The 24,180-nt window shown below is 71.4% G+C and carries 22 protein-coding genes; 7 read left to right on the forward strand and 15 right to left on the reverse strand.

Annotated features, from left to right (window positions below):
- Positions 1–104 precede the first annotated feature (104 nt).
- The 9 genes from U8525_RS20530 to U8525_RS20570 form a co-directional block, all read right to left on the reverse strand.
- Positions 105–305 (reverse strand): hypothetical protein, encoded by a 201-nt coding sequence (locus U8525_RS20530; RefSeq protein ID WP_374267976.1) that lies wholly within the window; start codon positions 303–305, stop codon positions 105–107.
- A 4-nt stretch (positions 306–309) separates the two neighbouring features.
- Positions 310–660 carry a hypothetical protein gene (locus U8525_RS20535; RefSeq protein ID WP_374267977.1) on the reverse strand — a complete coding sequence of 117 codons (351 nt, stop codon included), beginning with the start codon at positions 658–660 and terminating at the stop codon, positions 310–312.
- A gap of 411 nt (positions 661–1,071) precedes the next feature.
- Complete coding sequence (locus U8525_RS20540) at positions 1,072–2,160, reverse strand: HEAT repeat domain-containing protein (protein ID WP_374267978.1); 1,089 nt, start codon at positions 2,158–2,160, stop codon at positions 1,072–1,074.
- A gap of 44 nt (positions 2,161–2,204) precedes the next feature.
- Positions 2,205–2,615 (reverse strand): hypothetical protein, encoded by a 411-nt coding sequence (locus tag U8525_RS20545; protein WP_374267979.1) that lies wholly within the window; start codon positions 2,613–2,615, stop codon positions 2,205–2,207.
- Between the two features lie 3 nt (positions 2,616–2,618).
- On the reverse strand, positions 2,619–4,106 hold the full coding sequence (locus tag U8525_RS20550; RefSeq protein WP_374267980.1) for a hypothetical protein: 1,488 nt from the start codon (positions 4,104–4,106) through the stop codon (positions 2,619–2,621).
- A gap of 220 nt (positions 4,107–4,326) precedes the next feature.
- Complete coding sequence (locus U8525_RS20555) at positions 4,327–4,719, reverse strand: VOC family protein (RefSeq protein WP_374267981.1); 393 nt, start codon at positions 4,717–4,719, stop codon at positions 4,327–4,329.
- Positions 4,720–4,745: 26 nt separating this feature from the next.
- Positions 4,746–6,134 (reverse strand): hypothetical protein, encoded by a 1,389-nt coding sequence (locus U8525_RS20560; protein WP_374267982.1) that lies wholly within the window; start codon positions 6,132–6,134, stop codon positions 4,746–4,748.
- A 66-nt stretch (positions 6,135–6,200) separates the two neighbouring features.
- Complete coding sequence (locus U8525_RS20565; protein ID WP_374267983.1) at positions 6,201–6,767, reverse strand: DNA-3-methyladenine glycosylase I; 567 nt, start codon at positions 6,765–6,767, stop codon at positions 6,201–6,203.
- Between the two features lie 74 nt (positions 6,768–6,841).
- On the reverse strand, positions 6,842–7,546 hold the full coding sequence (locus U8525_RS20570) for a class I SAM-dependent methyltransferase (RefSeq protein ID WP_374267984.1): 705 nt from the start codon (positions 7,544–7,546) through the stop codon (positions 6,842–6,844).
- Positions 7,547–7,652: 106 nt separating this feature from the next.
- On the opposite strand from U8525_RS20570, the gene U8525_RS20575 reads away from it, so the two are divergent.
- Entirely contained in the window at positions 7,653–9,308 is a 1,656-nt protein-coding gene (locus U8525_RS20575; RefSeq protein WP_374267985.1) for an FAD-binding dehydrogenase, read from the forward strand.
- Positions 9,309–9,362: 54 nt separating this feature from the next.
- Here U8525_RS20575 and U8525_RS20580 read toward each other — a convergent pair whose 3' ends face one another.
- Entirely contained in the window at positions 9,363–9,812 is a 450-nt protein-coding gene (locus U8525_RS20580) for a GFA family protein (protein WP_374267986.1), read from the reverse strand.
- A 555-nt stretch (positions 9,813–10,367) separates the two neighbouring features.
- On the opposite strand from U8525_RS20580, the gene U8525_RS20585 reads away from it, so the two are divergent.
- Together U8525_RS20585 and U8525_RS20590 are read left to right on the forward strand one after the other, a co-directional pair.
- The gene (locus U8525_RS20585) at positions 10,368–10,910 is read left to right on the forward strand and encodes an HNH endonuclease (RefSeq protein ID WP_374267987.1); all 543 of its coding nucleotides are present in this window, start codon (positions 10,368–10,370) and stop codon (positions 10,908–10,910) included.
- 89 nt (positions 10,911–10,999) lie between these two features.
- Entirely contained in the window at positions 11,000–13,822 is a 2,823-nt protein-coding gene (locus U8525_RS20590) for an AAA family ATPase (RefSeq protein WP_374267988.1), read from the forward strand.
- A gap of 87 nt (positions 13,823–13,909) precedes the next feature.
- On the opposite strand, the gene U8525_RS20595 is transcribed toward U8525_RS20590, so the two are convergent.
- The 3 genes from U8525_RS20595 to U8525_RS20605 all read right to left on the reverse strand — a co-directional run bounded on the left by U8525_RS20595 (position 13,910) and on the right by U8525_RS20605 (position 16,801).
- Positions 13,910–14,710: a hypothetical protein gene (locus U8525_RS20595; protein WP_374267989.1), complete on the reverse strand. Its 801-nt coding sequence runs from the start codon at positions 14,708–14,710 to the stop codon at positions 13,910–13,912.
- A 109-nt stretch (positions 14,711–14,819) separates the two neighbouring features.
- Positions 14,820–16,406 carry a transglycosylase SLT domain-containing protein gene (locus tag U8525_RS20600; RefSeq protein WP_374267990.1) on the reverse strand — a complete coding sequence of 529 codons (1,587 nt, stop codon included), beginning with the start codon at positions 16,404–16,406 and terminating at the stop codon, positions 14,820–14,822.
- Complete coding sequence (locus tag U8525_RS20605; RefSeq protein ID WP_374267991.1) at positions 16,403–16,801, reverse strand: BlaI/MecI/CopY family transcriptional regulator; 399 nt, start codon at positions 16,799–16,801, stop codon at positions 16,403–16,405. The genes U8525_RS20600 and U8525_RS20605 overlap by 4 nt, the downstream gene beginning before the upstream one ends.
- Positions 16,802–16,954: 153 nt before the next feature.
- Here U8525_RS20605 and U8525_RS20610 point away from each other — a divergent pair, with 153 nt between their 5' ends.
- From U8525_RS20610 to rimO, 4 genes are read left to right on the forward strand one after another with little or no spacing between them, the layout of a single operon-like run.
- Positions 16,955–18,595: a ribonuclease J gene (locus U8525_RS20610; protein ID WP_374267992.1), complete on the forward strand. Its 1,641-nt coding sequence runs from the start codon at positions 16,955–16,957 to the stop codon at positions 18,593–18,595.
- Positions 18,596–18,623: 28 nt separating this feature from the next.
- On the forward strand, positions 18,624–19,121 hold the full coding sequence (locus U8525_RS20615) for a YajQ family cyclic di-GMP-binding protein (protein ID WP_374267993.1): 498 nt from the start codon (positions 18,624–18,626) through the stop codon (positions 19,119–19,121).
- A 14-nt stretch (positions 19,122–19,135) separates the two neighbouring features.
- Complete coding sequence (locus U8525_RS20620; RefSeq protein WP_374267994.1) at positions 19,136–20,254, forward strand: hypothetical protein; 1,119 nt, start codon at positions 19,136–19,138, stop codon at positions 20,252–20,254.
- A 33-nt stretch (positions 20,255–20,287) separates the two neighbouring features.
- Positions 20,288–21,688 carry a 30S ribosomal protein S12 methylthiotransferase RimO gene (gene rimO, locus U8525_RS20625; RefSeq protein WP_374268100.1) on the forward strand — a complete coding sequence of 467 codons (1,401 nt, stop codon included), beginning with the start codon at positions 20,288–20,290 and terminating at the stop codon, positions 21,686–21,688.
- Positions 21,689–21,868: 180 nt separating this feature from the next.
- Here the strand turns inward: rimO and U8525_RS20630 are convergent, their stop codons facing one another.
- Together U8525_RS20630 and U8525_RS20635 are read right to left on the reverse strand one after the other, a co-directional pair.
- Positions 21,869–23,287 (reverse strand): hypothetical protein, encoded by a 1,419-nt coding sequence (locus U8525_RS20630; RefSeq protein WP_374267995.1) that lies wholly within the window; start codon positions 23,285–23,287, stop codon positions 21,869–21,871.
- 15 nt (positions 23,288–23,302) lie between these two features.
- Positions 23,303–24,118, reverse strand: a complete 816-nt coding sequence (locus U8525_RS20635; RefSeq protein WP_374267996.1) for an outer membrane lipoprotein carrier protein LolA — start codon at positions 24,116–24,118, stop codon at positions 23,303–23,305.
- Between the last annotated feature and the right edge of the window lie 62 nt (positions 24,119–24,180).

A 24,180-nucleotide genomic window follows, 5' to 3' on the forward strand; every position in this document is an offset into this window, starting at 1 on the left:
ACGGCGCGCTGCCGATGATGAAAGGCCATCAATTTGAGCCTCTCATGAGGCGTTTCGGCGAACTCGTCCTTGAGCAGATGTTCTTCCGCGAGGTCTACGCCGTCCTATAAACAAGGGGATGCATCAGCCGTATAGCCACACGTGCCGCAGATCGCGGTGAACAGCGAAATGGGCGCCGCCTGGGCGAAGCCCTTGTCTGGCTTCAGGGTGTAACGGCTGAGGGGAATGTTGAGCAGGCTTTCCGGGCAGTTGATGCAGAGGAGCGTCATCGCCCCCTGCTGCTCGGGATGTGCGCGCAGGGGCATGGACTCAGTCCTCCGTGATCTTGCTGTGGCCACGAGGAGTGTTCTTGTTGATCTTGTCCCGCGCCGCCTGATCCTTCATCCGCGCGATGTCCCGCTGCGTCTGCTCGTGGCGGTTCTGGTCGTCCCGGTCGTAGGCGTCGTCGATGACGTTCCCCAGTCCCCGCCCCACCGTCGCGGCCCCAGTGATGGCGCCCCCTACGCCCCGCATGACCGAACCGCTGCCTGGGTACAGGACGTCCGCGACACCTGAAGCCAGCCCCACGGCCTTGCCCACCTTGCCGATGGCGTCGTAGGTCTTGTCCCGCTGCTGCTGGCTCGCCGAACGGCCCTCCCCCACGGCCTCGATGCCGGCCATGGCCGGTTCCTCGCCCGGCTCCTCCCCCGAAGAGGGAATGCGGAAGGGGTCTTCCGTCACGGGGCGGTAGGAGTGGTTTCCGCCGAAGAAGCCCTCCCCATCATCCGGTGGCATGACGTCCGGCATCAGGGGATCCGCCCCTCGCCCGGGGGGACGGTGGATCGGCTCGGGAGCATCAGAGAAGAACCCCGCTCCAGGCCTCCGGCCCGGATGCGGAATCTCCTGCGGCGGAGTGGGGCCACGGAGAGGCGACGGCCGCCCCTCCGCTCGCGCGCTGTTGGACTGCGGAGCCTCATCCTCTTCGTCGAAGAAGCCAGTCATGTTTCCCCCTCACGGGATTATTCCCGCGCTGCTGCAAACCGAATCCTCGGTTGGGAACCGCGGCTCCGTCAAGACGGGGGACGCGGCGGGTCAGCGTCCGGGGAGCTGCCCCAGCAGGTCGAAGAGGGCCGCGCGCGTGAGCCCCGCGGCGTCGCGAACGGCCGTCTCCAGCATCCCCTTTGCCCGTCCGAGCTGGGCCGGATCCGCCTCCTCCAGCGCGGCCACGGCGGCCTCCTGGAGGTCGCGCGGCGCGGCGGGGCCCAGCTGGCCCTTCAGCAGGAAGAGGGCCTCCGCCGCCGGAGCACCGGAGCGCACCAGCGCCACGGCGGAGCGGGCCGCGACATGGGGACTCTCATCCCGGAGGTGCTCGCGGAGGACCGCGATGGCCGCGGGCGATGGGGGACCGCACACGCCCAGCAGGGATGCCGCTTCCTGCCGGATGGGCGCTTCCGGCGCGGTCAGCGTGCGCAGCAACGCGGGCTCCAGGCCGGGCAGCGCGGGCGCGGGCCGTGACTCCGCGTTCAGCTCCTCCAGCAGGCCCCGGAGCGACACCAGGGCCAGGTAGAGGCGCGCTCCGTCCGAGCCGCGCACCTGCTCCAGCAGCCTGGGCGCGGTGAGCTCCGGCGCCAGCGGGGCCAGCGCCGCCAGGGACTCCAGCGCGGAGAGGGCCACGGGCTCCTCGTCCTCCAGGAGCGCCAGCAGCCGGGGCAGCTCCGACGCCGCGGCGGTCCCCAGGCGCCCCACGACCCGCGCCATGGCGCCACGGACCGAAGCCTTCGGGTGCTGGAACAGCCCGCCCAGCGCGGCGAGCTGGAACGGCTCCACCCGGCACACGCCGGTCAGCACTCCCGCCGCGTTCTCCAGTCCCGGAGCATCCGCCTCCATCCGCGTGAGCACCGCCAGCACGCTCTGGACGGCGAGCCTCGCGAGGCCCGCCTGCGGGGGCCACCAGCCGCGCTGCAACAGGAACAGCAGGGGCTCCGCGACCGCCGTCCCGGGCCGCCCCAGCTCCTCCAGCAGCGCCCGAGCGGTCCGCTCCCGCGACTCCGCGGGCCCGGACACCAGCCGCTCCTCCAACGCAGACAGCGCCTCCTCCCGAGCCCCCGCGTCCCGTGAAGCGAGCCCGCCCAGCCACTCCTCCACCGTGCGGACACGCCCCCTGTTGCGCTCCGAAGACATGGCCCCAGGGTAGCGCAACACCCCGGAAGGCCAGGGGCGTCACGCTAGGGAGCGGCCTCAGTGACGTGCCCCTCCCTGTCCACGTCGAAGTGGAGCGTGCCCCGGTTCTTGCCCACCACGAACAGGGCGTAGCGGCCCCCGGGCTGGAGCGCCCGGGGCCCGTCCAGGACAGCGAAGCCGGGGGGCGCCTCGCCATACGTCAGCGAGGCCACGCTGGCCATGTCGCCATATGGCTCCGCCCGCAGCTGCCAGTACATCTCCCCCGCCCGGTCCAGCACCTGGACCGTGGTGTAGCGGGGGCGATCCGCGTGCTCCGGATCCTCCACGGTGAAGCGCGGAGCGGGCAGCTGGCGCGCGTCCTCCACCAGGGACACCTGGAGGACCTGACGGCACGCGGTGAGCAGCAGGAGCAGGCCCCAGACCCACCCCAGGCTGACGAGGCGAGGCGACCGCATGGCCTACGGCGCCCCCTTGCCGGCCCGCACCTGGGCGACGGCCGCTTCAAGCTGCGCCGTGTAGTCCTTGCCGTTGAAGTGGAAGCCGGCGGCGGGGTTGGAGAAGTAGCCGGCGAGCTGGGCCTGCTGGAGGAACTCCGCCTGCTGCTCGGGGTTGAGCTCGCTCCAGGCCTTGCCCGCGTCCAGGCCCTTCTCGAAGTCGTAGCCGTCTCCGATGTGCTGGGCCACGAGCGCCTCGCTCATGTAGTCCGTGCCGCCGTTCTGGTGCTGCCAGACGTGCGCCGACTCGTGCACCAGCAGGTCCGGCGTCAAGGGCAGGTCGTCCGGCGGGATGTAGATGGTGTTGCCGTGGGTGAACGCGCGCCCGGTGGTGCTGAAGAGGCCGGAGTTGCCCTCCTTGATGCGCATCTGCGAGTAGTCAATGGAGTCCCCATAGACGCCGCGCAGCGTGGCGATCTCACCGTCCGTCAGCTTGCGCGCGGGCGGCTCCACGCCAATCAGCGTCTGGATGGCGCTCAGGGCCCGGCCGCCCATCATCAGCAAGGCGTCCGCGGGCGTCTGCACGAAGGTCTTCAGCAGGCCCAACCCCATCTGCTTGAAGCCCTCGCCGAACTTGCCTTGGAACAACTTGCCGATGCCGCCAGCGAAGGTGCCGATTCCTTCTCCGATGTTGCGGAACGCGCCCACCACGGTGCTGATGGCGCCGGTGAACAGGCTGCGGAAGCCGTCACCCGCGCGGTTGGCCACGGTCTTCACGCCGCTCCAGACGGTCTTCGCCGCGTTGCCCACCCAGTTGGCCGCGGTGCTGACCGCGCCGCCCACGGCCTTGGCCGTGGAGGTGGCCGCGTTGCCCACCCAGTTGACCGCGGTGCTGACCGCGCCGCCCACGGCGTTCACCGCGGTGCTGACCGCGCCGCCGACGGCCTTGGCGACCCCGCCGAAGAAGTCGCCTGCGGCCTTGAAGGGGTTCCAGAACTCCACCTCCTTCGTCTTGCCGTCCACGACGATGGTACCCTTGTCGTTCTCCGCGCGGATGTCCGCCACCTGTTGGGAAGACAGCTTCTCTCCGGACAGGATGCGGCGGAACAGCTCGCCCTCGTCACCCTGTGCGTCCTCGGTGTTGAGCTTCGCGTCCAGGTGGTGGCCCGCCTCCTCCACGTAGGTGGAGGCCGCCAGCGACGGATCCAGCGACTCGTTGATGAGCACCGTGCCGGACTCCGCGTCATAGGCGCCGTTGGCGCCCTTCAGCGTCTCCGCGGATACGGTGCGCACGGGAGGCAGCCAGCCGAAGTCGCCCTTCACGGCCTGCTGCCGGAACTGCTCGGCCTTGGCGGCGTCGTAGCCCTCGCCATAGACCGTCCGCATCGTCTCGTGGAACTTCTGCTTGTCCGACGCCAGCGCGCCAAACTCGCGCTTGAGCGTGGACGTCACGTCCGGCTGCCTGGAGACGAACGCGCTCGCTTCGGAGAAGCCCGCCCGGCGGACCGCCACCTCCGGCCCACGGAACGGAGTCCCCTGCGTCGTGTTGCCCCGTGCCGTCGCCGGCGATCCTCCCGCCGCGAGCCCCTTGCGTGGCTCCTGCGGCGGGATCCTGGATTGAATCCGCATTGTCATTGACATCCCCCTCGTGAAGCAAGAACAGCCAGGACTCAATGTATAAGCCGTGACCGACACGGGGTGACATACGACGACCGGCCGATAGCCGGGCCGGCTACATCATCTGGGCGATCTGGAGGAGGTTGCCGCAGGTGTCCTCGAGGACGGCGACGGTGACGGGGCCCATGGCGGTGGGCTTGCTCTTGAACACCACGCCGAGCTTCTCCATGCGCTCATACTCCGCCTGACAGTCGTCGACGGCGAACGACGCCGCCGGGATGCCCGCGTCGAACAGCGCCTTCTGGTATACGCGCGAGGGCGCGAAGCCCATGGGCTCCAGCAGCAGCTGCGTGCCCTCCTGCGCGTCCGGCGAGACGACGGTCAACCACCGCTCCCCTCCCGCTCCCACCGGGACGTCCACCTTCAGCACGAAGCCCAGGACCTCCGTGTAGAACTTCAGGGCCCTGGACTGGTCATTCACCATCACGCTCGTCACGCTGATCCGCATCCCGTGTCTCCTGGTGTCCCGCCAGCTCAAGCCAACCACTGCGCGAAGCGCTCCTCGAACACCTTCGACGCCGCATCCACCGCGGCCCAGGCGTCCGCCTCCAGCCTCGGCTCCCCCTTCGCGTCCGCGCCGAAGACCTTCAACAGGTCCGCGCGGATCCACAGGCCCTTCATGTTGTGGAACCAGCGGTAGGCCAGGAGGCGCAGGCCCGGCAGGTCGCGCAGGTGCGCGTCCCAGAGCCCGCGAGGCAGCGCGGCCTTCATCAGGTCCGCCCCCGAGGCCTCGCGCCCCTTCACGGCCGCCAGCAGCGCCGCGTGCGCGCCGAAGCGCGACGCGTCCAGCAGCCCTCGCGCGGCCGCCCAGCCCACGAACAGCGCGGTGCCCGGCCGAGAGAAGGGGTCCAGCGCCCGCGCCTCGCGCACCTGCGCGGTGATGGAGCGCGACCTGCGCACGGAGATGAGCAGCTCCGTGGTGCCGGTGCTCTCCAACGGCCGGACCCAATGCGGCACCGTCAGCGCGTCGTCGAGCATGGAGCCCGCGCGCCGCTCGGTCGGGGGCCCGAGCTTCTTCGTGATGGCCTCCTCCGTCAGGTCCGTCGCGTCCAGCCCCAGCACCGGCTCCGGGAACGCGGGCCGCACCCACGCCAGCGCGAGGTAGGGGACGAAGGTCGTCGCCGTCTTCGGGATGAGCGGGAAGGCGTCATGGAGGACGTCATGCTTGAAGAGCAGCTCCACGCCCGCCTCCGCGCCCACCACGTTGACGGAGTCCTCCCTCGACGACGTGGACCGGGGCGCCTGCTGACCGAGCACCTCCTCCACGTAGGCGACGACCTCCGGCGAGTCCGCGCGCTGGCCCACCAGCGACACCAGCCGGCGCAGGGCCGGGCCCATGGCCTTCACGTCGTCGGTGGGCGCGCCCAGGCTGGCACCGGACGTCGCCCCGGAGGCCGGAGCCTCGTCGCCATCGAGCCAGGCGGCGAAGTCGAAGGGAGCGGCCTTCGGAACCTGGAGCCCCCGGGCCTGAAGCCACGCGGCGAGCGCCTCGCGGCCCGAGGACGCGTCGTCGTCATCCAGATCGCTGATGCCCGTGCGCCCCTTGGACCACGCGACGAGGAACGCCTCCAGCGAGTCCGCGACGGTGCGGGACTCGCCCTCGGAGCCCAGCAGCACGACCGCGTCCTTCAGCAGCGCCAGCAGCGAACCATCCGGCAGGTTCAGGAAGGAGAAGCCCGCGGCCTGGAGCCGCTCCGCGTTCTCGGGCGAGTACTCGCTGGGAAGCGCGTCGAAGCCGAACAGGTCGAACCAGCCCAGGGTGCCGTGGTTCTGGGTGCCCACCCACGCCCCGACCTCCCGCAGCAGCGGAGGAACGGCGTGGCCTTTCGGGGCTTCGGAGACGCGAACGGGATATCGGGGCATGGGGCGGGATGCTGACCCGCCTACCCCCCTCCCGTCCATGACGGAAAGCGGACCGCGCGCGGACGCTCAGCGGTGCCGCGCGCCGTGGCGGAAGCAGTCCACGGTGTGGTCGTCCACGATACCCGTGGCCTGCATCCACGCGTAGACGATGACCGGCCCCACGAACTTGAAGCCGCGCTGCTTGAAGGCCTTGGAGTACGCCTCCGACAGCGGCGTCTTCGCCGGAACGTCGCCCCGGCCCTTCCACGCGTTGCGGAGGGGCTTCCCACCAGCCATGCCCCAGACGAAGGTGGAGAAGTCCTCGCCCGCCTCCTGCATCTTCAAATACGCGCGCGCGTTGCCGATGGTCGCCTCAATCTTCGCGCGCGCCCGGACGATGCCCTCGTCCGCCATCAGGCGCGTGACGTCCTTCTCCGTGAAGCGCGCCACCGCCTTCGGGTCGAAGCCCTTGAACGCCTTCCGGAAGGCCTCGCGCTTGCGCAGGATGACGATCCACGCGAGCCCCGCCTGGAAGCCCTCCAGCATCAACATCTCCCAGAGCGCGCGGCTGTCGCGCACGGGCACGCCCCACTCCTCGTCGTGGTAGGTCTGGTACAGCGGATCCGTCCCCACCCACACGCAACGCTGTTGCATCCGCGCTCCTCGTTGGTTCGCGGCAGGGCTACCACGGAGACTGAACAGGCGGCCAGTTCCGCCGGCTGCCTTTTTCAGCGCGGACGGGTCAGCAGCGCGAACAGCCCGTCGCTCCACCACCGGCCGCGAAGCCCGGGCAGGAAGCGCTGCCAGTACACGCCGCTGCGCGGAATCCGCCCGGGCAGCGGGTAGTCGAAGTCGATGGACTGGAACCCCGCCTCCACGGCCATGCGCCGCGCGTCCAGCTCCGTGATGGGGGTGATGTGTCCGGAGTTCCGGTAGTCCTGCTCGCAGAACGCGGGGAAGTAGCCCCGGACCAGGAAGGACAGCCGCGCCGTCAGGCTGTCGTTGTTGGGCGTGGTGAAGAAGAGGTGCCCGCCGGGCTTGAGCACGCGGAAGGCCTCCTTCACGAAGTGCCGCGGGTTGGCCAGGTGCTCCAGCACTTCAATGGCGAACACCCAGTCCACCGACGCGTCACCCCATGGCAGCGCGTCCCGCGACACGTCCCGCAGCTGGAACTCCACCCCCGGCAGGCGGCTGGCGCCCGCGTCGTGGATGTCCGTGCTGAGGATGCGCTCGACGGCCGGGTTCTGTTGCAGCCGGCGGATCCACCCGCCGCTGCCCGAGCCCACGTCGAGCACCACGCCGAAGGCCCGCTGCCCCGCCACGCTCCAGGCCGCGTCCCGCAGCGGCTCCGGGGACAGCCCCTCCTGACGCTGCGCGTAGGCGGCGGCGTCATGGCCCAGCGGTCCCGCGTTGCCCTTCACACCGGATTCCATGCGCGGGAGTCTACCCCCGGGCCCTGGCGTCGCGCAGTGGAAGGGTGCTCCGCCCTCCGCGCGAGTCGCTATCATCCGCGCGCCAGTCGCTACCGGGAGGCACGCCATGGGACAGGAAGTGGATGTCATCGTCGTGGGCGGAGGGCTCGCGGGGCTCGTGGCCGCGACGGAGCTCGCGGACGCGGGCAAGCGCGTCGCCGTGGTGGACCAGGAGGGGCCGCAGAACCTGGGCGGCCAGGCGTTCTGGTCGTTCGGCGGCCTGTTCCTCGTGGACTCGCCCGAACAGCGGCGCATGGGCATCAAGGACTCCCACGCGCTCGCGCTGGAGGACTGGATGGGCACCGCGGCCTTCGACCGCGAGGAGGACCACTGGCCGCGCAAGTGGGCGGAGGCCTTCGTCGCCTTCGCCGCGGGCGAGATGCGCCCCTGGCTGGTCCAGCAGGGCATGAGCTGGTTCCCCGTGGTGGGCTGGGCGGAGCGCGGCGGCTACGGCGCCGTGGGCCACGGCAACTCCGTCCCCCGCTTCCACGTCACCTGGGGCACCGGCCCCGGCGTGCTGGAGCCCTTCGTGCGCCGGGCCAGGGCCGCGGAGGCGAAGGGCACCCTCACCTTCCACTTCCGCCACCGCGTGGACGAGCTGCTCACGCAGGACGGCGCGGTGGTGGGCGTGCGCGGCAAGGTGCTGGAGCCCACGGAGGTCCCTCGCGGCGTCAGCAGCTCGCGCGTGACGACGGGTGACTTCGAGCTGCGCGCGGGCGCGGTCATCGTCACGTCCGGCGGCATCGGCGGCAACCACGAGCTCGTGCGCAAGGCGTGGCCCCAGCGCATGGGCCCCGCGCCGAAGTTCATGGTCCAGGGCGTGCCCGACCACGTGGACGGCCGGATGATCGCCATCACGGAGGCCGCGGGCGGGCGCCTCATCAACCGCGACCGCATGTGGCACTACACGGAGGGCCTGCGGAACTGGAACCCCATCTGGCCCCGGCACGGCATCCGCATCCTGCCGGGCCCCAGCTCCCTCTGGCTGGACGCCACCGGCAAGCGCCTGCCGCCGCCGCTGTTCCCCGGCTTCGACACGCTGGGCACGCTGGAATACATCCTCAAGACGGGCCACGAGCACACCTGGTTCATCCTCAACCAGTGGATCATCAAGAAGGAGTTCGCGCTCTCCGGCTCCGAGCAGAACCCGGACCTCACCGGCAAGGACTGGCTGGGCGTGCTCAACCGCGCCGTGGGCAAGAAGGCCATGGGCCCGGTGGAGGCCTTCAAGGAGAAGGGCGAGGACTTCGTCGTCTCCGACAACCTGCGCGACCTGGTCGCCGGGATGAACGCGAAGACGGAGACCCCGCTGCTGGACTTCGCCACGGTGGAGCGCGAGGTGAAGGCCCGCGACCTCCAGATGGACAACCCCTTCAGCAAGGACCTGCAGCTCGCCGCCATCCGGCAGGCGCGCAACTACCGGGGCGACAAGCTGGTGCGGACCGCGAAGCCGCACCGCCTCCTGGACCCGAACGCGGGGCCGCTCATCGGCGTGAAGCTGAACATCCTCACGCGCAAGACGCTGGGCGGCTTCGAGACCGACCTCCAGGGCCGCGTCTTCAACGCCCGGGGGCAGACCATCCCGGGGCTCTACGCGGCAGGCGAGGTGGCCGGCTTCGGAGGCGGCGGCGTCCACGGCTACCGCGCCCTGGAAGGGACGTTCCTGGGGGGCTGCATCTTCTCCGGCCGCGCCGCGGGCCGGGCCGCCGCGGGGAATGTGTAGACACGGGCGGCGACGGGCAGGGGCGCGGAGGGCCCCTGCGCCTCCCAGGCGGCGTCAGGCGGCGGCCTGGAAGGGCCACGGCGTGGGCCGCGCCCCGGCCGCCCAGTTGTCGTGCCGGCCGTCCCAGTAGCTGAAGGTGAGCAGCGACGGGTCCACGTCATCCAGCGTGTTGACGTAGATGGAGACGAACTTCCCACCCAGCTCCGGGACGTCGCCGTCGCCGAAGCACACGACGCCGCAGCGCCCGCAGAAGCTGCGGGTGTTGGGGCTGCCGTCGCGCCCGTACTTCTTGATGGCGTCCTGCCCCTTCAGGAGCCGGAAGGCGTCCGGCTTCATCCCCACGCCGCCGCCATAGCCGTACTTCATGCAGATGGTGCAGTTGCAGCGGCTCACGCCGGCCAGGTCCACGGTGGCCTCGTAGCGCACGGCGCCACACAGGCAGCCGCCCGCGTAGGTGTGCAGGCCGCGCAGGGGAGGGGTCTTCGAAAGGTCGCTCTGGGTCATGGCGGAGGCTCCGGTGCCGCGTTGAGGGAACGCACCCAATGTCGCCCCGGCTCGTGACAGCCTTCTGTCAGGTTTGTCGCCCCCGCTTCCACGCGCGTGCCCGCGGCGCACCGAGGGCCCTTCGCCACCCGCTTGCTTGTCAGGGCTGAAATTCCGCCGCCGTCGCTGGTGGCGAAAGGAGCGGTCCCGATGCGCCAGGCGACGAAGCAGGCCCCGATGAACCTCAAGCACCTGAATCCTTCCGGTCACGGCATCGACGCGGCCTCGCGTCCCAGCCCGGTGACCGCTCCTTCCACGTGCCGCTGGCGGGGCTTCGCGTCCCTTCGCCTTGCCTCGCCCGGCGCCTGAAGGCGCCCTGCCCCGTCCCTGACGCGGCATGGCCCTGGAGGCCGGGCTCCCGAACACGGGGACCCGGCCTTCTTCACGTCCGGACTCCCGCGTCCCTTCCGCTTCCCATCACCCATAGGCCGCGCACCGGGTGCCGCCTGGACTCCAAATCCGGGCGAGCAGGGTTCGACTCCCTGGCGCCCTGTCCCGCCCGAAAGGCCCCCTGTCATGGAAACGCTGGTGTTGAGCCAGTCCTATGAGCCTGTCGCACGCATCCCCTGGCAACGCGCCGTCATGCTGCTGGTCCAGGGCAAGGTGGAGGTCGTCGAGGAGTACGAGGACCGCGTCATCCGCTCGGTGACGGTGGAGCTGCGCATGCCGTCCGTCATCCGCTTCGTGCGCGCCCTCTGGAAGGGCCCGCGCGGCGTGCGCTTCAGCCGCGAGAACGTCTACCAGCGCGACCAGTGCCGCTGCCAGTACTGCGGCCGCAAGGTGACGCGCCCGGAGGCCACGTACGACCACGTGGTGCCGCGCGCGCAGGGCGGCCGCACGAGCTGGGACAACATCGTCATCGCCTGCGTGCCCTGCAACCAGAAGAAGGGCAACCGCACCCCGGCCCAGGCGCGGATGACGCTGCGCACCGTGCCCGCGAAGCCGAAGCGGCTGCCGGACGCGCTGGTCGTGTCGTTCCTCATGGAGAAGGGCCTGCCCCTGTCCTGGCGCAAGTTCCTGAGGGACGTGGCCTACTGGCACACGGAGCTGGAAGCGTAGGGTCCCGACCCACGGGATGGGCCGGGACTTCGCTTCCGCGCCGCAACGGTTAGAGTGCCGCACGTCGAGGGGGCGTTCCGGACCACACCATGGCGACGAGGAAGAACGAAGACCAGGAGCGGCTCATCGACCGCGACCTCACCGCGATGGCGCGAGAGGGCAAGCTGCCGGCCGCCCACGGCGTGGACACCGCCGTGACGGAGGTGCTGGGGCTGCTGGCGCGCGGGGGCAAGCACCCGCTGCTGGCGGGTGAGCCCGGCGTGGGCAAGAGCGCGCTCGTGCAGGAGGTGGCCCGCCGCATCGCCGAGGGGCGCGTGGACGGGGAGCTGGCCCAGGCGCGGCTCGTGGAGGTGTCCGTCGCGAACATCCTGGCGCGCAGCACCCAGCGCCAGGCGGCCGAGTCCTTCGAGGAGCTGCTCACCCACCTGGGCCGCCACCCCTACCCCATCGTCTACATCCGCGACCTGCCGGTGGCCCTGGGAGGTCCCCTGGCCCCCGTGGCCGTGCGCGCGCTGCGCACCGGCGGCCTGCGCTTCATCTTCGAAACGGAGCCCAAGCGCGTGCAGGAGCTGCTGCGCGCCGACGAGGCCCTCGCCGAGCGGCTCCACCTGCTGCCCCTGACCGAGCCGCCGCTGGAGAAGGCGCGCTGGATCGTCGGCCGCGTGGCGGAGGAGCTGGAGCGCGAGCTGCGGCTGCCCATCGACCCGGCCGCGTGCGACCTGGCGCTGCGCCTGTCCGCGAAGTTCCTCCTGGCGCAGCACATGCCGCGCAAGGCCATCGAGCTGCTCAAGGAGACCGCCGCCGAGGCCGCGGGCATGGCGCGCGACCACGTGGGGCCGGAGGACGTGCTCACCCGCTTCTGCGCGGCCACGCGCCTGCCCCGCTTCGTCGTGGACGACGCGATGCCGCTGGACCTGGAGGAGACGGAGCGCTTCTTCGGGGAGCGGCTGCTCGGCCAGACGGACGCGGTGGGCGCGGTGCTGCGCTCGGTGGCGCTGCTCAAGGCGGGGCTCAACGACCCGCGCCGCCCGCTGGGCGTGTTCCTCTTCGCCGGGCCCACGGGCGTGGGTAAGACGCAGCTGGCGAAGCTGCTGGCGGAGTACCTCTTCGGCTCCGCCGACAGGCTGGTGCGCCTCAACATGGCGGACTACCCCAACGACGGCGACGAGAGCGTCCCCTTCGGCGCGTCGTGGGCGCCCGCGCTGGAGACGCGGCGCGGGGAGCTGTCCGCGCTGCTCGACGGCAAGGTGTTCACCGTGCTGCTCCTGGACGAGTTCGAGAAGGCCGCGCGCAGCGTGCACGACCGCTTCCTCCAGCTGTTCGACGAGGGCACCTTCGTCAACGGCGCGGGCGAGGCGGTGTCGTGCAACAACACGCTCATCGTGGCCACGTCCAACGTGGGCTCGGAGGTGTACCGCGAGGCGGGCCTGGGCTTCGCCGCGCACAAGCGCGCCGAGGAGCAGGTGTCGGAGGTGGACCGCCGCATCGCGGAGGCCTTCCGCCCGGAGTTCCTCAACCGCTTCGACGCCATCTGCCACTTCCGGCCGCTGTCGCGCGTGGACATCCGCAAGATCGCCCAGCGCGAGGTGGGCCGCGTGCTGGAGCGCGAGGGCATCCGCGCCCGCGCCCTGGACGTGGAGGTGACGCCGGAGGTGGTGGACCGGCTGGTGGAGCGCGGCTATTCGCCGCAGTTCGGCGCGCGCTACCTCCAGCGTGAAATCGAGAAGACGCTCACCGCGGCGCTCGCGGTGGAGATCGCCCGCAGGCCGCTGCCGCCGGGCACGCCCGTGCGCGTGGAGGCCCGGCCCGGGGGCCGCGTGGTGGCGGTCGCGGAGCCCGTCCCACCGCCTCGGGAGGTGACGGCGCAGCTGCTGTTGCCCACGCCGAAGGCCGCGGCGGTGAAGCGCCGGCTGGACCGCAAGTCGCTGCTGATTGAAATGGACCGGCTGGTGGGCCGCGCCCGCGCGCTCGCGGAGTCCGCGGGGCGGACGGAGCTGGAGGAGCGCCGCGCCGCGCTGCTCGCGGAGACGCAGGCGCCCAACCTCTGGGACGACCCGCTGCGCGCGGCGGAGGTCCTCCGCGCGTTCCGCACGGTGGAGGCGCAGCTGGGCGAGCTGGACCGCCTGGAGGCCGCGTGCCTCTTCGGGCGCCGGCTGGTGCGCGAGGCGAAGAACGAGGTGCAGCTGGGCTCCGCCGCGAAGCAGGTGGAGGAGGTGGCGCGCGAGGTCCAGATGGCGGAGGCGCTGAGGGCCTCGGGGGCCACGCCGCTGGACAACGAGGCGCTGGTGGACATCTGCGCCAGCGACGCGTCGGAGCAGCAGGACGTGTGGGTGCAGGAGCTGGCCACCATGTACCTGGGCTGGGCGCAGCGCCGGGGCTACGAGGCCACCGCCGTCGCGGAGGCGGAGGAGCCCGCGCGCGTGGTGGTGCGCATCGCCGGGCCAGGGGCCTATGGCTTCCTCGCGGGAGAGGCGGGGCTGCACCGCCGCCTGGAGGACGAGAAGCGCCAGCGCGCGTACGTGCGCGTGCACCGGGGCGGCCCGATGGAGGAGCTGGAGCGGGAGCTGCTGGTGCTGGAGGGCCGGCCCGTGAAGAGCCGCGAGGGCGAGTACCTCCAGCGCGTGCGCACCGAAGTCACCGCGAAGGACGAGGCCACGGGCCGCGTGCTCACGCTCATCGGCGCCGGAGAGCTGGACGAGCTCAAGGGCATCGCCGCGCGCGTCGTCGCCGGCCAGGGCGCCAGCACGGACGAGGCCCGCCGCTACTTCCTGGGCCGAGGGGCGCGCGTGGAGGATCCGCGCACGGGCGCTGGCACTCCGCGCGTGAAGGACGTGATGCGAGGCGAACTGGACGTGTTCATCGCCGCGTGGATCTCCCGTCCGCCTCCGGACTCCAGCACGCCGCTCAACTGACGGGGCGACGCGGAGCGCGTCACGGCTTCAGCGCGAGGTGGAAGGCTTCGGCCCCACCGGACGCATTCGCGCAGCGCGCAGGCGCGCTCAGGGCAGGTACCCCTGGGCGACGCCCAGGCGCATGGCCTCCGCGAGCACGTCCAGGCCCTGCGCGGTGTTGAGGCGCGAGTGGGACGTGGCGCCGCTGACCACCTGCACCGCGCCACCCAGCACGAAGGGCAGGGGCCGGCGCCCCAGCCGCAAGAGCCGCTCGTCGTAGAACGCGGCCGGGGCCTGCTCGCGCACCAGCCGCGCCAGGGTCACCATGTTCGCGGTGCGCGACGGCTGCATCGCGGGGCCCAGGCACGAAAAGTCGAGCCCGATTTCCGGAAGCACGGCGCCACGGCCACCGCGGTCGAAGACGAAGACGACCTGCGAGGTCTCCTCCTGGGAGCCGCGCACGCTCTTCTCCGTCGTCTTCGTCAGCTTCAGGCCGCCCGTGACGAGGGCCGTGCCCAGGGCCACCTTGGTCGTCTTCTCCGTGTGCTCGCTCTGGGTGCGCAGGGACGACGCGCCCCGGAGGATGACCGCCACGTCCTCCCAGGCCATGGAGAGCGGCGCGCCCGCGCGAGGCGTGAACGTCACCTGCGCGGTGCCGAACGTCACGGTGCGCGCCGTGACGCGGTCGGCCACCTCCGATTCATCGATGGCGAGCGCCGCGAGCCCCGCGCCCTGGAGGGTCTTCACCAGGGCCTCCGCCGCGTCGGGCGCCAGGCGCGCGAGCAGGGCGGGAGGCTCCGGGGCCAGCCGCATGCGGGCCTCCGCCGGAGCCATGCCCGCCGCCGCGGCGAGCACCTGAGCAGCCTCCGGAACTTCACCGGCCGGACGAACGAGCGCGACGATCTTCATGGCGTTTCCCACCCCTGGCACCGAGCGTCGCCATCCTCGCGCGAAAGCAGGGTGGCGCGCATCCGAACTCCGGCGTGGCGGCGACATTCCCCGGGCAGTGGACAAACGCTCAGTCAAGCAGGTGCGGGTTGCGCAACAGCAGCACCCCGGCCTGCACGGTGGCGGTGTAGCCATTGAGCTTGCCGGTGCGGACCAGCTCGCTCACGTCACGCACGCCGCTCTCCGCGAGGACGCGATCCACCAGGTCCTCACCCTGGTTGTACGCCGCGAGCGCGAGCCGCCAGTCGCCATAGCGCTCATACAGCGCCTGGAAGAGGGCCGCAGCGGCCTCCGTCTCCCGCGCCACGTCCAGCCGCTCGTCGCGCCCCGCCTCCACCTTCAAGCCGTAGCGACGCGCCGTCTCCGGGATGAACATCCACACCCCGGCGCCTCGCGGCCCCGGCGCCATCGACGGCTCGCGGGACGCCTCGGGCAGGTTGCTCACCGCCGACTCCACCATCGCCACCGCGAGCAGCCCCTCCGGCAGCGAGCGCGAGCGCAGCGTGCCCGTCATCGCCTCGCGGTGCGCCTGGAGGTTCGCCAGCGCCTTGCGCATGAAGTCGCGGCCCTTCGGCGTGGTGACGAACGTGTTGAGCTGCTCCACCACGGCGGCGTCCACCACCACCGGCAGGTCGCCGTCCTTCTGGCCCGCCTCCGCCAGCGCGCGCGCCTCCGTCAGCGACACCGCGCGCCCCCGCACCGCGCCCTGCGCCCACAACGCCAGCGGCGCGAGCACCAACGCCAGCGACAACGACAGACCCAGGGTGCGCACAGAGCTGCGGGGGCGGGACTCGAACAACATGTGGATCCTCCTGACTGTGGGATGGGACATGCCGGTGACACCGGCGGGAAGGGAGCCCGGGACGCGCAGCGACGCCTGCAACAGGCAGCGCGCATACGCCTCCGCGGACACGTGCTTCACGGTGACGAGCGCCTCGTCACAGGCGAACTCCTGACGCTCCGCCAACCACCGCGAGAACGCCCGCGCGAACGGATTCCAGAAGAAGGCGCTGTCGAACCCCAGCCGCGCGTACGCGAGCACCGTGTCCCGCTGCCGGTGGTGTTGCAGCTCGTGCCGCACCGTGAGCCGGAGCGACTCCGCGTCCTCCACCACGTCGGCGGGCACCACCACCCACGCGCCGCCACGGGGGAACCACACGGAGAACGCCCCCTCCGCCGCCTCTCCCAGCACCACGCGCACCTGGCCCACGCGGCGAAGGACGGGCAGCGCCTCCAGCTTCCGCCGCAAGCGCGCGTACCGCCGCAGCTCCCACGACAGGAAGCCCAACGCCCCCACCCCCACCAACCCCAGCCCGCTCATCGCCAGCGGCAGGCCCGTGCCTGACGACACAGCCCCAGACACCGCCTCGCGCACGGGCCGCGCTTCGGTGGACCTGGGCGGTGAGGCGTCGCGCACCAGCGACCGCTCGAACGAGAAGAGCGGCGCCGACGGCATCCAATCCCGGACCGCGAGCGCCACGAACGGCAGCACCACCGCCAGCCCCAGCGTCACCCGCCCCACGCGCAGCGCCTGCCGCGCGTCCAGCCGCCACTCCATCCCCCACGCCAGCGCCGCGCGCAGCAGCCCGAAGCCCACCGCCACCAGCACCGCCGCCGTGAGGTACGCCGCCAGCATGTCCCGGGCGAAGGCGCTCATCCCCGGCCGCCCTTGCGGCCCAGGAGCTTGCGGAGCTGCTCCACCTCCTCCGCGGACAGCGGCACCGCCTCCACCAGCCGCGCCACGAGCGACGAAGGCGCCCCGTCGAACACCGTCGCCACCAGGTGGCGCACGCTCTGCGCCTCGTAGGCCTCGCGCGACAGCCGCGCCGAGTACAGGTGCCCCCGCCCCTCCTTGCGGCTCTGCACCACTCCCTTCTGCTCCAGGATGCGCAGCACCGTGGACACCGACGTGTAGGCCAGCTTGCGCTCCGGCGGCAGCGCCGCGAGCACGTCCGCCACGCTCACCTCCCCCAACCTCCACACCAGCTGCATCAGCTCCAGCTCCACGGGCGTGAGCGGCTTGGACTCCTCGGCGGATGACGGCTTCGTCACGGGCAGGGCCTCCCGGCCTCAACTAAAATCTTAGTTCGAATACAACTAAGCCTTTAGTTTTAATCCGTCAAGCAGGCGGGCGCGGGCTCGCGGTGGAGGGGATGTGCGGATTCCCACGCACTGGAGGGGCCGGGCCCTTACACTTCCGGGCACATGCTCCACGTCATCCCTCTTGGCGGGCTGGGCGAGATCGGCCTCAACGCCATGGTGCTCGCCTGTCGTGGGGAGATGCTGCTCATCGACGCCGGCCTGATGTTCCCCTCGTCGGGAATGCCCGGCGTGGACATCATCGTCCCGGACTTCACGCACCTGCGGCGCAACGCGGCCCAGCTGAAGGGCGTGCTCCTCACGCACGGGCACGAGGACCACATCGGCGCGCTCCCCTACCTGCTGGGCGACGTGCCCGTCCCCATCTACGGCACGCGCTTCACGCTCGCGCTCGCGCGGCAGCGCCTGGAGGAACTGGGCGTGGAGGCGGACCTGCGCGAAATCGATCCGCGCACCCCCTTCCCCGTGGGCAGCGTCTTCCAGGTGGAGGCCACGCGCGTGACGCACACCGTGCCGGACGCGGTGGGCTACGTCGTCCGCTCACCCGAGGGCACCGTCATCCACACCGGCGACTTCAAGCTGGACCCCGACCCCATCGACGGCCTCAAGACGGACCTGGAGCGCTGGGGCGAGGCGGGTGACGAAGGCGTGCTGTGCCTGCTGTCGGACTCCACCAACTCCGAGCACACGGACGAGACCGGCAGCGAGCGCGTGGTGCAGACCACCTTCGAGCGCCTCTTCCACGAGACGAAGGGCCGCGTCGTCGTCGCCCAGTTCTCCTCCAACCTCCACCGCATCCGGCACCTCTTGGACCTGTGCGAGCGCACCGGCCGGCTCGTCGCGCTCCAGGGCCGCAGCATGGTGCGCAACGTGGAGCTGGCGCGGGAGATGGGCTACCTGGACGTGCCCGACTCGCTCTTCGTGCACCTGGACAGCGTGCCCAGGCTCGCGCCCCACCGCGTGGCGGTGATCACCACCGGCGCCCAGGGCGAGCCGCGCGCGGGCCTCACCCAGCTGGCCAACGGCGATGGGCCCGTGCGCCTGGAGCCCGGCGACACCGTCATCGTCAGCGCCCGCCCCATCCCCGGCAACGAACGCGCCGTGGGCGCGCTGCTCGACCAGCTCCACTGGCGCGGCGCCCGCATCGTCTACGCCCAGGTGGAGCCCGGCGTGCACGTCTCCGGACACGCCAGCCGCCCCCAGCAGCGCCGGGTGCTGGAGCTGATCCGCCCCAAGAACTTCATCCCCGTGCATGGGGAAGTCCGACACCTGCACCGACACCTGACCACCGCGCGCGAGGCGGGCATGGCGCCGGAAGGCCTGCTGCTGGCCCACGACGGGGACGTGGTGACGTTCGAGGAGGGGCGGGGCCGCTTCACTGGCAGCGTGCCCGCCGGGCGCATCCTGCGGGAGCGCGCCGGGGACGGAGTCGTGACGCCGGAGGCGCTGGCGGAGCGCAACCGGCTGGCGGAGACGGGCGTGGTGGCCGCCGCCGTGGTGCTGAGGCGCGACACCCAGGCGCTGGTGGCGGGGCCCCAGCTGTCCGGCCAGGGCCTCAACCCGGACGAGCAGGGCGTGCTGGCCCAGGTGGCCCAGGTGGCGCGGGCCTTCTTCGAGGAGCTCAACCCCCTGCTCCGTGGGGACGACGCCCTGGTGCGCGAGGAACTCACGAAGGCGGTGAAGCGGGCCTTCAAGCAGCACACTTCCCGGCGCACCCTGGTGGTGCCCTTGGTCGTCCGGGTGTAGGTATGGTAAGGGCGCGAAAAGGTCCCCCATGCCCTCCTTCGACGTCATCTCCAAAATCGATCTGGCTGAGCTCGACAACGCGGTCAATCAGACCCGGAAGGAGCTCAGCACCCGCTATGACTTCCAGGGCGTGAAGGCCGAAATCGACATCGCCCCGGACCACTCCGCGCTCACGGTGAAGACCAACAGCGAGGAGAAGCTCCAGGCCGCCAAGGAGGTCCTGCTCGGCAAGCTGGCCAAGCGCGGCATCAGCCTGCGGGTGCTGGAGTTCGGCGACATCGAGAAGACGGGCATGAGCAACGTCAAGCAGCCCATCAAGCTCCAGCAGGGCATCCCGGTGGAGAAGTCCAAGGAGCTGATCAAGCTGCTCAAGGAGTCCAAGCTGAAGGTGCAGGGCTCCATCCAGGCGGATCAGCTCCGCGTCACGGGCAAGAACCGCGACGACCTGCAGGAGGCCATCGCGCTGTTCCGCAAGGAGCAGGACAAGCTCAAGCTGGACATGCAGTTCACCAACTTCCGCGACTAGAGGCGTCCCTCCGCATGCACGCCGCCCGCCTGGCCCCCCTGCCCCTCTGTCTGCTCCTCGCCACCACCTCGCTCGCGCAGGACGCGGCGCCCCGGCCCAGCAAGCCGGTGCCCGTGCTCAAGAAGGCCCCCCGCCCGGAGAAGAAGCTCAAGGACTTCGGCTCCCCGCTGGTCCTCAAGCCGCTGCCCACCACCGACGGGGCCACCGCGGACTTCTCCGCCCGGGTGGGCTGGCGCAAGGACACGCTCTTCGTGGGCGTGGAGGCCACGGACAACCAGCTGCTCGCGGGTGACGTCATCACCCTCTCGCTCTACTTCCCGGACGCCGGCCCCACCGCCACGGGCTACACCTACCGCTTCGCCTTCGACGGCCAGCGCACCTCCGGCCCCGACAGCGGCACGCCCAGGTTCGCGCAGGGCCTGGTGAACGCCGCGGTGCACCGCCAGGGCGACACGCTGTCCGTGGTGGCCATGATCCCGGTGCGCGCCCTGCCCCGCTTCCCCGCGGTGGATCCGCTCGTCATGGACCTCTGCATCACCTACGAGGACCAGGACCAGGTGGGCGCCAAGGCGGTGCCGGTGTCCAACTGCAAGGGCGGCACCATGGCGGAGGGAGAGGCGCTGCGCCTGCCGGACGAGGCGCGCAAGAACCTCAGGCTCAAGCCCCCGGCCAGCGTCGCCGCCCTGGAGGCGGCGCCCACCGGCTGGCTGGGCTGGGGCCTGCTCAGCTACCCGAACTGGGCCCAGGGCGATGAGAGCCTCACCCCCGCCTCGCTGCGCGAGCTGGTGGCGCCCAACGCGGTGGACGCCTCGAAGATGGGCGTGAACCTGCCGGAGACCTTGAGCCTGCCGGACGGCCGTCCGGTCGTGAGTGTCCTTACCGGGAAGAACCCCTACGCCGTCGAGGGTCAATGCGACTCCGACGACGAGCTGCGGATGGGGCTCTACGTGGTGTCAGGGAAGACAGCCCAGCGGGTGCTCGACTGGCCGGCCGCCACCTGTGCGCTGGGTCGCGCCACCTCGGTGGAGCTGGAAGAAGACGGGGCGCTGAACATCGGTTACTCGAACGGCGCCATCATCAACTTCGTTTGGAGTGCGGACCACTTCGAGCGGACGCAACTGGGAAAGCGGTAGACGCGCGTGGAAGAGACCAAGAGCCTGTACATGATGACCCTCGGCTGCCCGAAGAACCGGGTGGACTCCGAGGTGATGCTGGGCACGCTGCGCACCCGCGGCTATTCGCTCGTGCAGGAGGCCTCGGAGGCCGAGGTCATCGTGGTCAACACGTGCGCCTTCATCGGGCCGGCGAAGCAGGAGTCGGTGGACTCCATCCTGGAGATGGCGGAGCTGAAGAAGTCGGGCGCGTGCAAGACGCTCGTCGTCACCGGCTGCCTGTCCCAGCGCTACGGCCAGGAGCTGTCGCAGGAGATGCCGGAGGTGGACCACTTCCTGGGCACCAGCGCGTACGCCCAGATTGGCGACCTGCTGGCGGCGGAGGCCACGCCGCGCCAGGTGATTCCGGATCCGGACTACATCCACAACGCGGAGACGCCGCGCATCAACTCGATGCCGAAGTACACGGCGTACCTGAAGATCTCCGAGGGGTGCGACAACGCCTGCGCGTTCTGCATCATCCCCACGCTGCGCGGCGGCCAGCGCTCGCGCCCGGTGGCGGACATCCTGGCGGAGGCGCACAAGCTGGCGGACAGCGGCGTGCAGGAGCTGAACCTCGTCGCGCAGGACCTGACGGCCTACGGGCATGACCTGCCCGGCAAGCCGAAGCTGCACGAGCTGCTCAAGGAGCTGGTGAAGGTGGACGTGAAGTGGATCCGCCTGCACTACGCCTACCCGCGCGTGTTCCCGGACGAGCTCATCGACGTCATCGCCACCGAGCCGAAGATCGCCAAGTACCTGGACATGCCGGTGCAGCACGCCAGCGACAAGCTGCTCCTGTCCATGAAGCGCGGCCGCAACTCCAAGTTCCTCAAGGAGCTGCTCACCAAGCTGCGCGAGCGCGTGCCGAACCTGGTGATGCGCACCTCGCTCATCGTCGGCCTGCCGGGTGAGACGGAGGAGGACTTCGAGCTCCTGAAGGAGTTCGTGAAGGAGCAGCGCTTCCAGCGCCTGGGCGTGTTCCAGTACTCGGACGAGGAGGGCACCGCCGCGTTCGACCTGCCGAACAAGATTCCGGCGAAGACCATCGAGCGCCGCTGGCGCGAGGTGATGGCCATCCAGAAGCGCATCAACCGCGAGCAGAACAAGAAGCTCGTGGGCCAGAAGCTCACCGTGCTGGTGGAGGGCCCCAGCGAGGAGTCCGAGCACCTGCTGGTGGGCCGCCACGAGGGGCAGGCGCCAGAAATCGACGGGCAGGTCTACATCAACGACGGCCTGGCGTACCCGGGCGAGTTCGTCACCGTGGAGGTGACGGAGGCGCACGACTACGACCTCATCGCCCGCGTGGTGGAGCGTCCGGATCCGAAGCAGCGCACGCACACCCCGCGCGAGGCCCTGCCCGCGCCCGTGCCGCTGAAGGCGCTGGTGCGTCCGCCGGAGCCGCGGCCGGAGTAGTCCGTCACCGCGAAGGCCGTGCCCCGGGCCCGCCCCGCCTCCCCACCGGAGGCGGTCGCGGGCCCGAGTCGTTCGTGGATGTCGGCACGTCGCGACCGGCCAGCACGCCAGGCCGATGCATCGGGCATCCGCTCGCGATGTCCGCGGATGGAAGCCGCGGGCCCGAGCCCTCCGTTGGCGCTACTTCGGGTCCTCGGGCTCCAGCTCGCGCTCCTCGACGGGCGGCGGCTGGGGACCCGAGCCCTTCGTCGGCACGGCCACCCCTTCGCCCAGCGGCGTGGGCTGGCACTCGCACACCGTGCGCCGCGACGCGGACTCCGTGACGAAGGCGCAGGTCGTGGGGCACTCGGGCTGGCGCCCCTCCTCCACCAGCGACACGGCGTAGCCCTTCGCGCCCTGGAGCGCCGCGTGGCACGCGGGCAGGGTCTTCGACAGGGAGGCCCACGGCAGCCGGTGCTGCGTGTTGGCGCCGCGTGTGGTGCTCGGGAAGCTCAGGCCCACCTGACAGCCCGTCTCCAGGCGCTGGCCGTCCGCGCCCCGGGGCTCCACGTACAGGCGGACGCCTTCCGGCACGTCGCGAAACACCTCGCCGGAGAGGGCCACCGCGCCGTCAGGCTCCGCGCGCACGAAGATGCCGTAGCAGGCCTCCTCGCTGAACGCGCCCCCCTCACCCGCGCACTGCTGACGGCCGCCGCCCTCGGGCATGCGCACGTGGGGCCTGCGCAGCACCAGCGCCCCACCCTGCGCGTCCACGGTGGCGGTGAAGCGGCCCCAGACGTCCGGCCCCAGGCGGCCCAGGCTGCTCTGCGACGGCCAGCGCCCCGCGGCCTCCATCACCAGCGGCTTCACGCCCAGCCCCTCCGCCACCTCCACCGAGTCCACCGCGAAGGTGCGCGGCGGCAGCCCCGCGGCCGTCTCCAGCGGCTGCAAGCCCTGCCCCAGCGCCGGGTCCACCGCCAGCCGGGAGAAGGGCTCGCGCGTGCCCAGCACGAAGGGGCCGGTGATGCTCGCGTCCCCTTGCGTCACCTGCACGGCGAGGAGCGGCCAGTCCCCCAGCGGCTCGCGGCTCAGCTCCACCACGTGCGCTTCGCGCGCCGCGTCCGACGCGCGCAGCTCCGCGTCGTAGGCCTCGCGGGGACGCGACGCGGTGAAGGTCACCTCGCGGCGCAGCGGCTCCACCGTGAGGGCATACGGGGCCAGCACGTCCTGTCCCAGCGTCACCGAGCAGCCCGTCTCCCCCGAGAGCAGCAGCGTGCGCAGGGGCGGCGCCACCGGCCCCACCGTCAGCGGCGGGGCCGGCACCTCCGGCCAGGAACGATGGCCTCCCGAGGCCTCCGGCACGCGCGCGGTCCCGGCGGGCGCGGGCGGCGCTCCATCGAAGCAGGCTGTGGACACGAGCGACAGCGGCCGCGTGACGTCCAGCACCACCGGCACGGCCCGGCTCCCCAACCGCCCCGCCACCGTCAGCCGCAGCGCGGGTGAGGACAGGAGGGGCAGCGTCTGTCCCACGAGGCTCGTGGGACGTGAAGGGCCTGGGGGCGCGGCGGAGTGACACCCCGCGCCCAGCAGCACGCATCCCGCCAGCAGCACGCCGCGCATGGAGGGCGGGCCGTCCTACTGCGCCTTCTTGGTGAAGTCGTCCACGCGGGTGCCCTCGGGCGGGTTCAGCTTGAAGCTGTCCGCGGAGACGCCCACGTTCGTCTTCAGGTCCAGGAAGGCGATGGTGTTCTCGCTGCCGTCCGGATCCACCACCGTGCTCTTGAGCACCTGCGCCGTCGAGGGGTCCACCTCCAGGCGCACCTGACGGAAGCGCGGCTCGTTCTTCAGCGGATCCAACACCAGCAGCGTGCCCTTGCAGTCCTTGCAGTCGCCCTTGGTGATGGCGAACTCGTCCGCCAGCTTCCCCTGGCCGAAGAGGAACGTCACCGACGCGGACAGCTGGCTGGTGTCCATGGCCGCCACCGACAGCGTCTGCGCCTCCGGGTCGTGCATGTAGACCTTGTTGCCCGCGAGCACGAACGTCCGCTTGGACGGGTTCTCGTACTCCCAGCGCATCAGGCCCGGCTTCTTGTAGGTCACCGTGCCCGTGGACGTCTGCGTGCGGCGGAAGGCCTTGTACTTGTAGTCCTGCTTGAAGCCCGCCTTGAAGTCGTTCGTCTTCTCGTAGAAGGCCTGCATCCGGTCCACGAGCGTCTTCACCTCGGGCGTCATCGGCTTCGGCGCGGGCTTCGGAGCGCCGGCGGCCACGCTCGCGTCGCCCTGCTTCGCGGCGGGGGGCATGGCGGCCGTGCCGGCATCCGAGGGCGCAGCCGGCTTGGGCGCGGCGGCGGGAGCCTTGGCGGCGACCGCGGGCTTCGCCACGGGCGCGGTGGGGGCGGCCGTGGTGGGGGCCTGCGTGAGCAGCGTGATGAGCAGGGATTCCAGCAACATGGCGTGCGCCTCCGGAGCGGGCACCCAAGGCGCCCGCAGGGACCATCTACCGCATCCGGACG

Origin of the sequence: Corallococcus sp. RDP092CA (assembly GCF_041903675.1) — a bacterium.
In the GTDB taxonomy this organism is placed as follows: Bacteria; Myxococcota; Myxococcia; order Myxococcales; family Myxococcaceae; genus Corallococcus.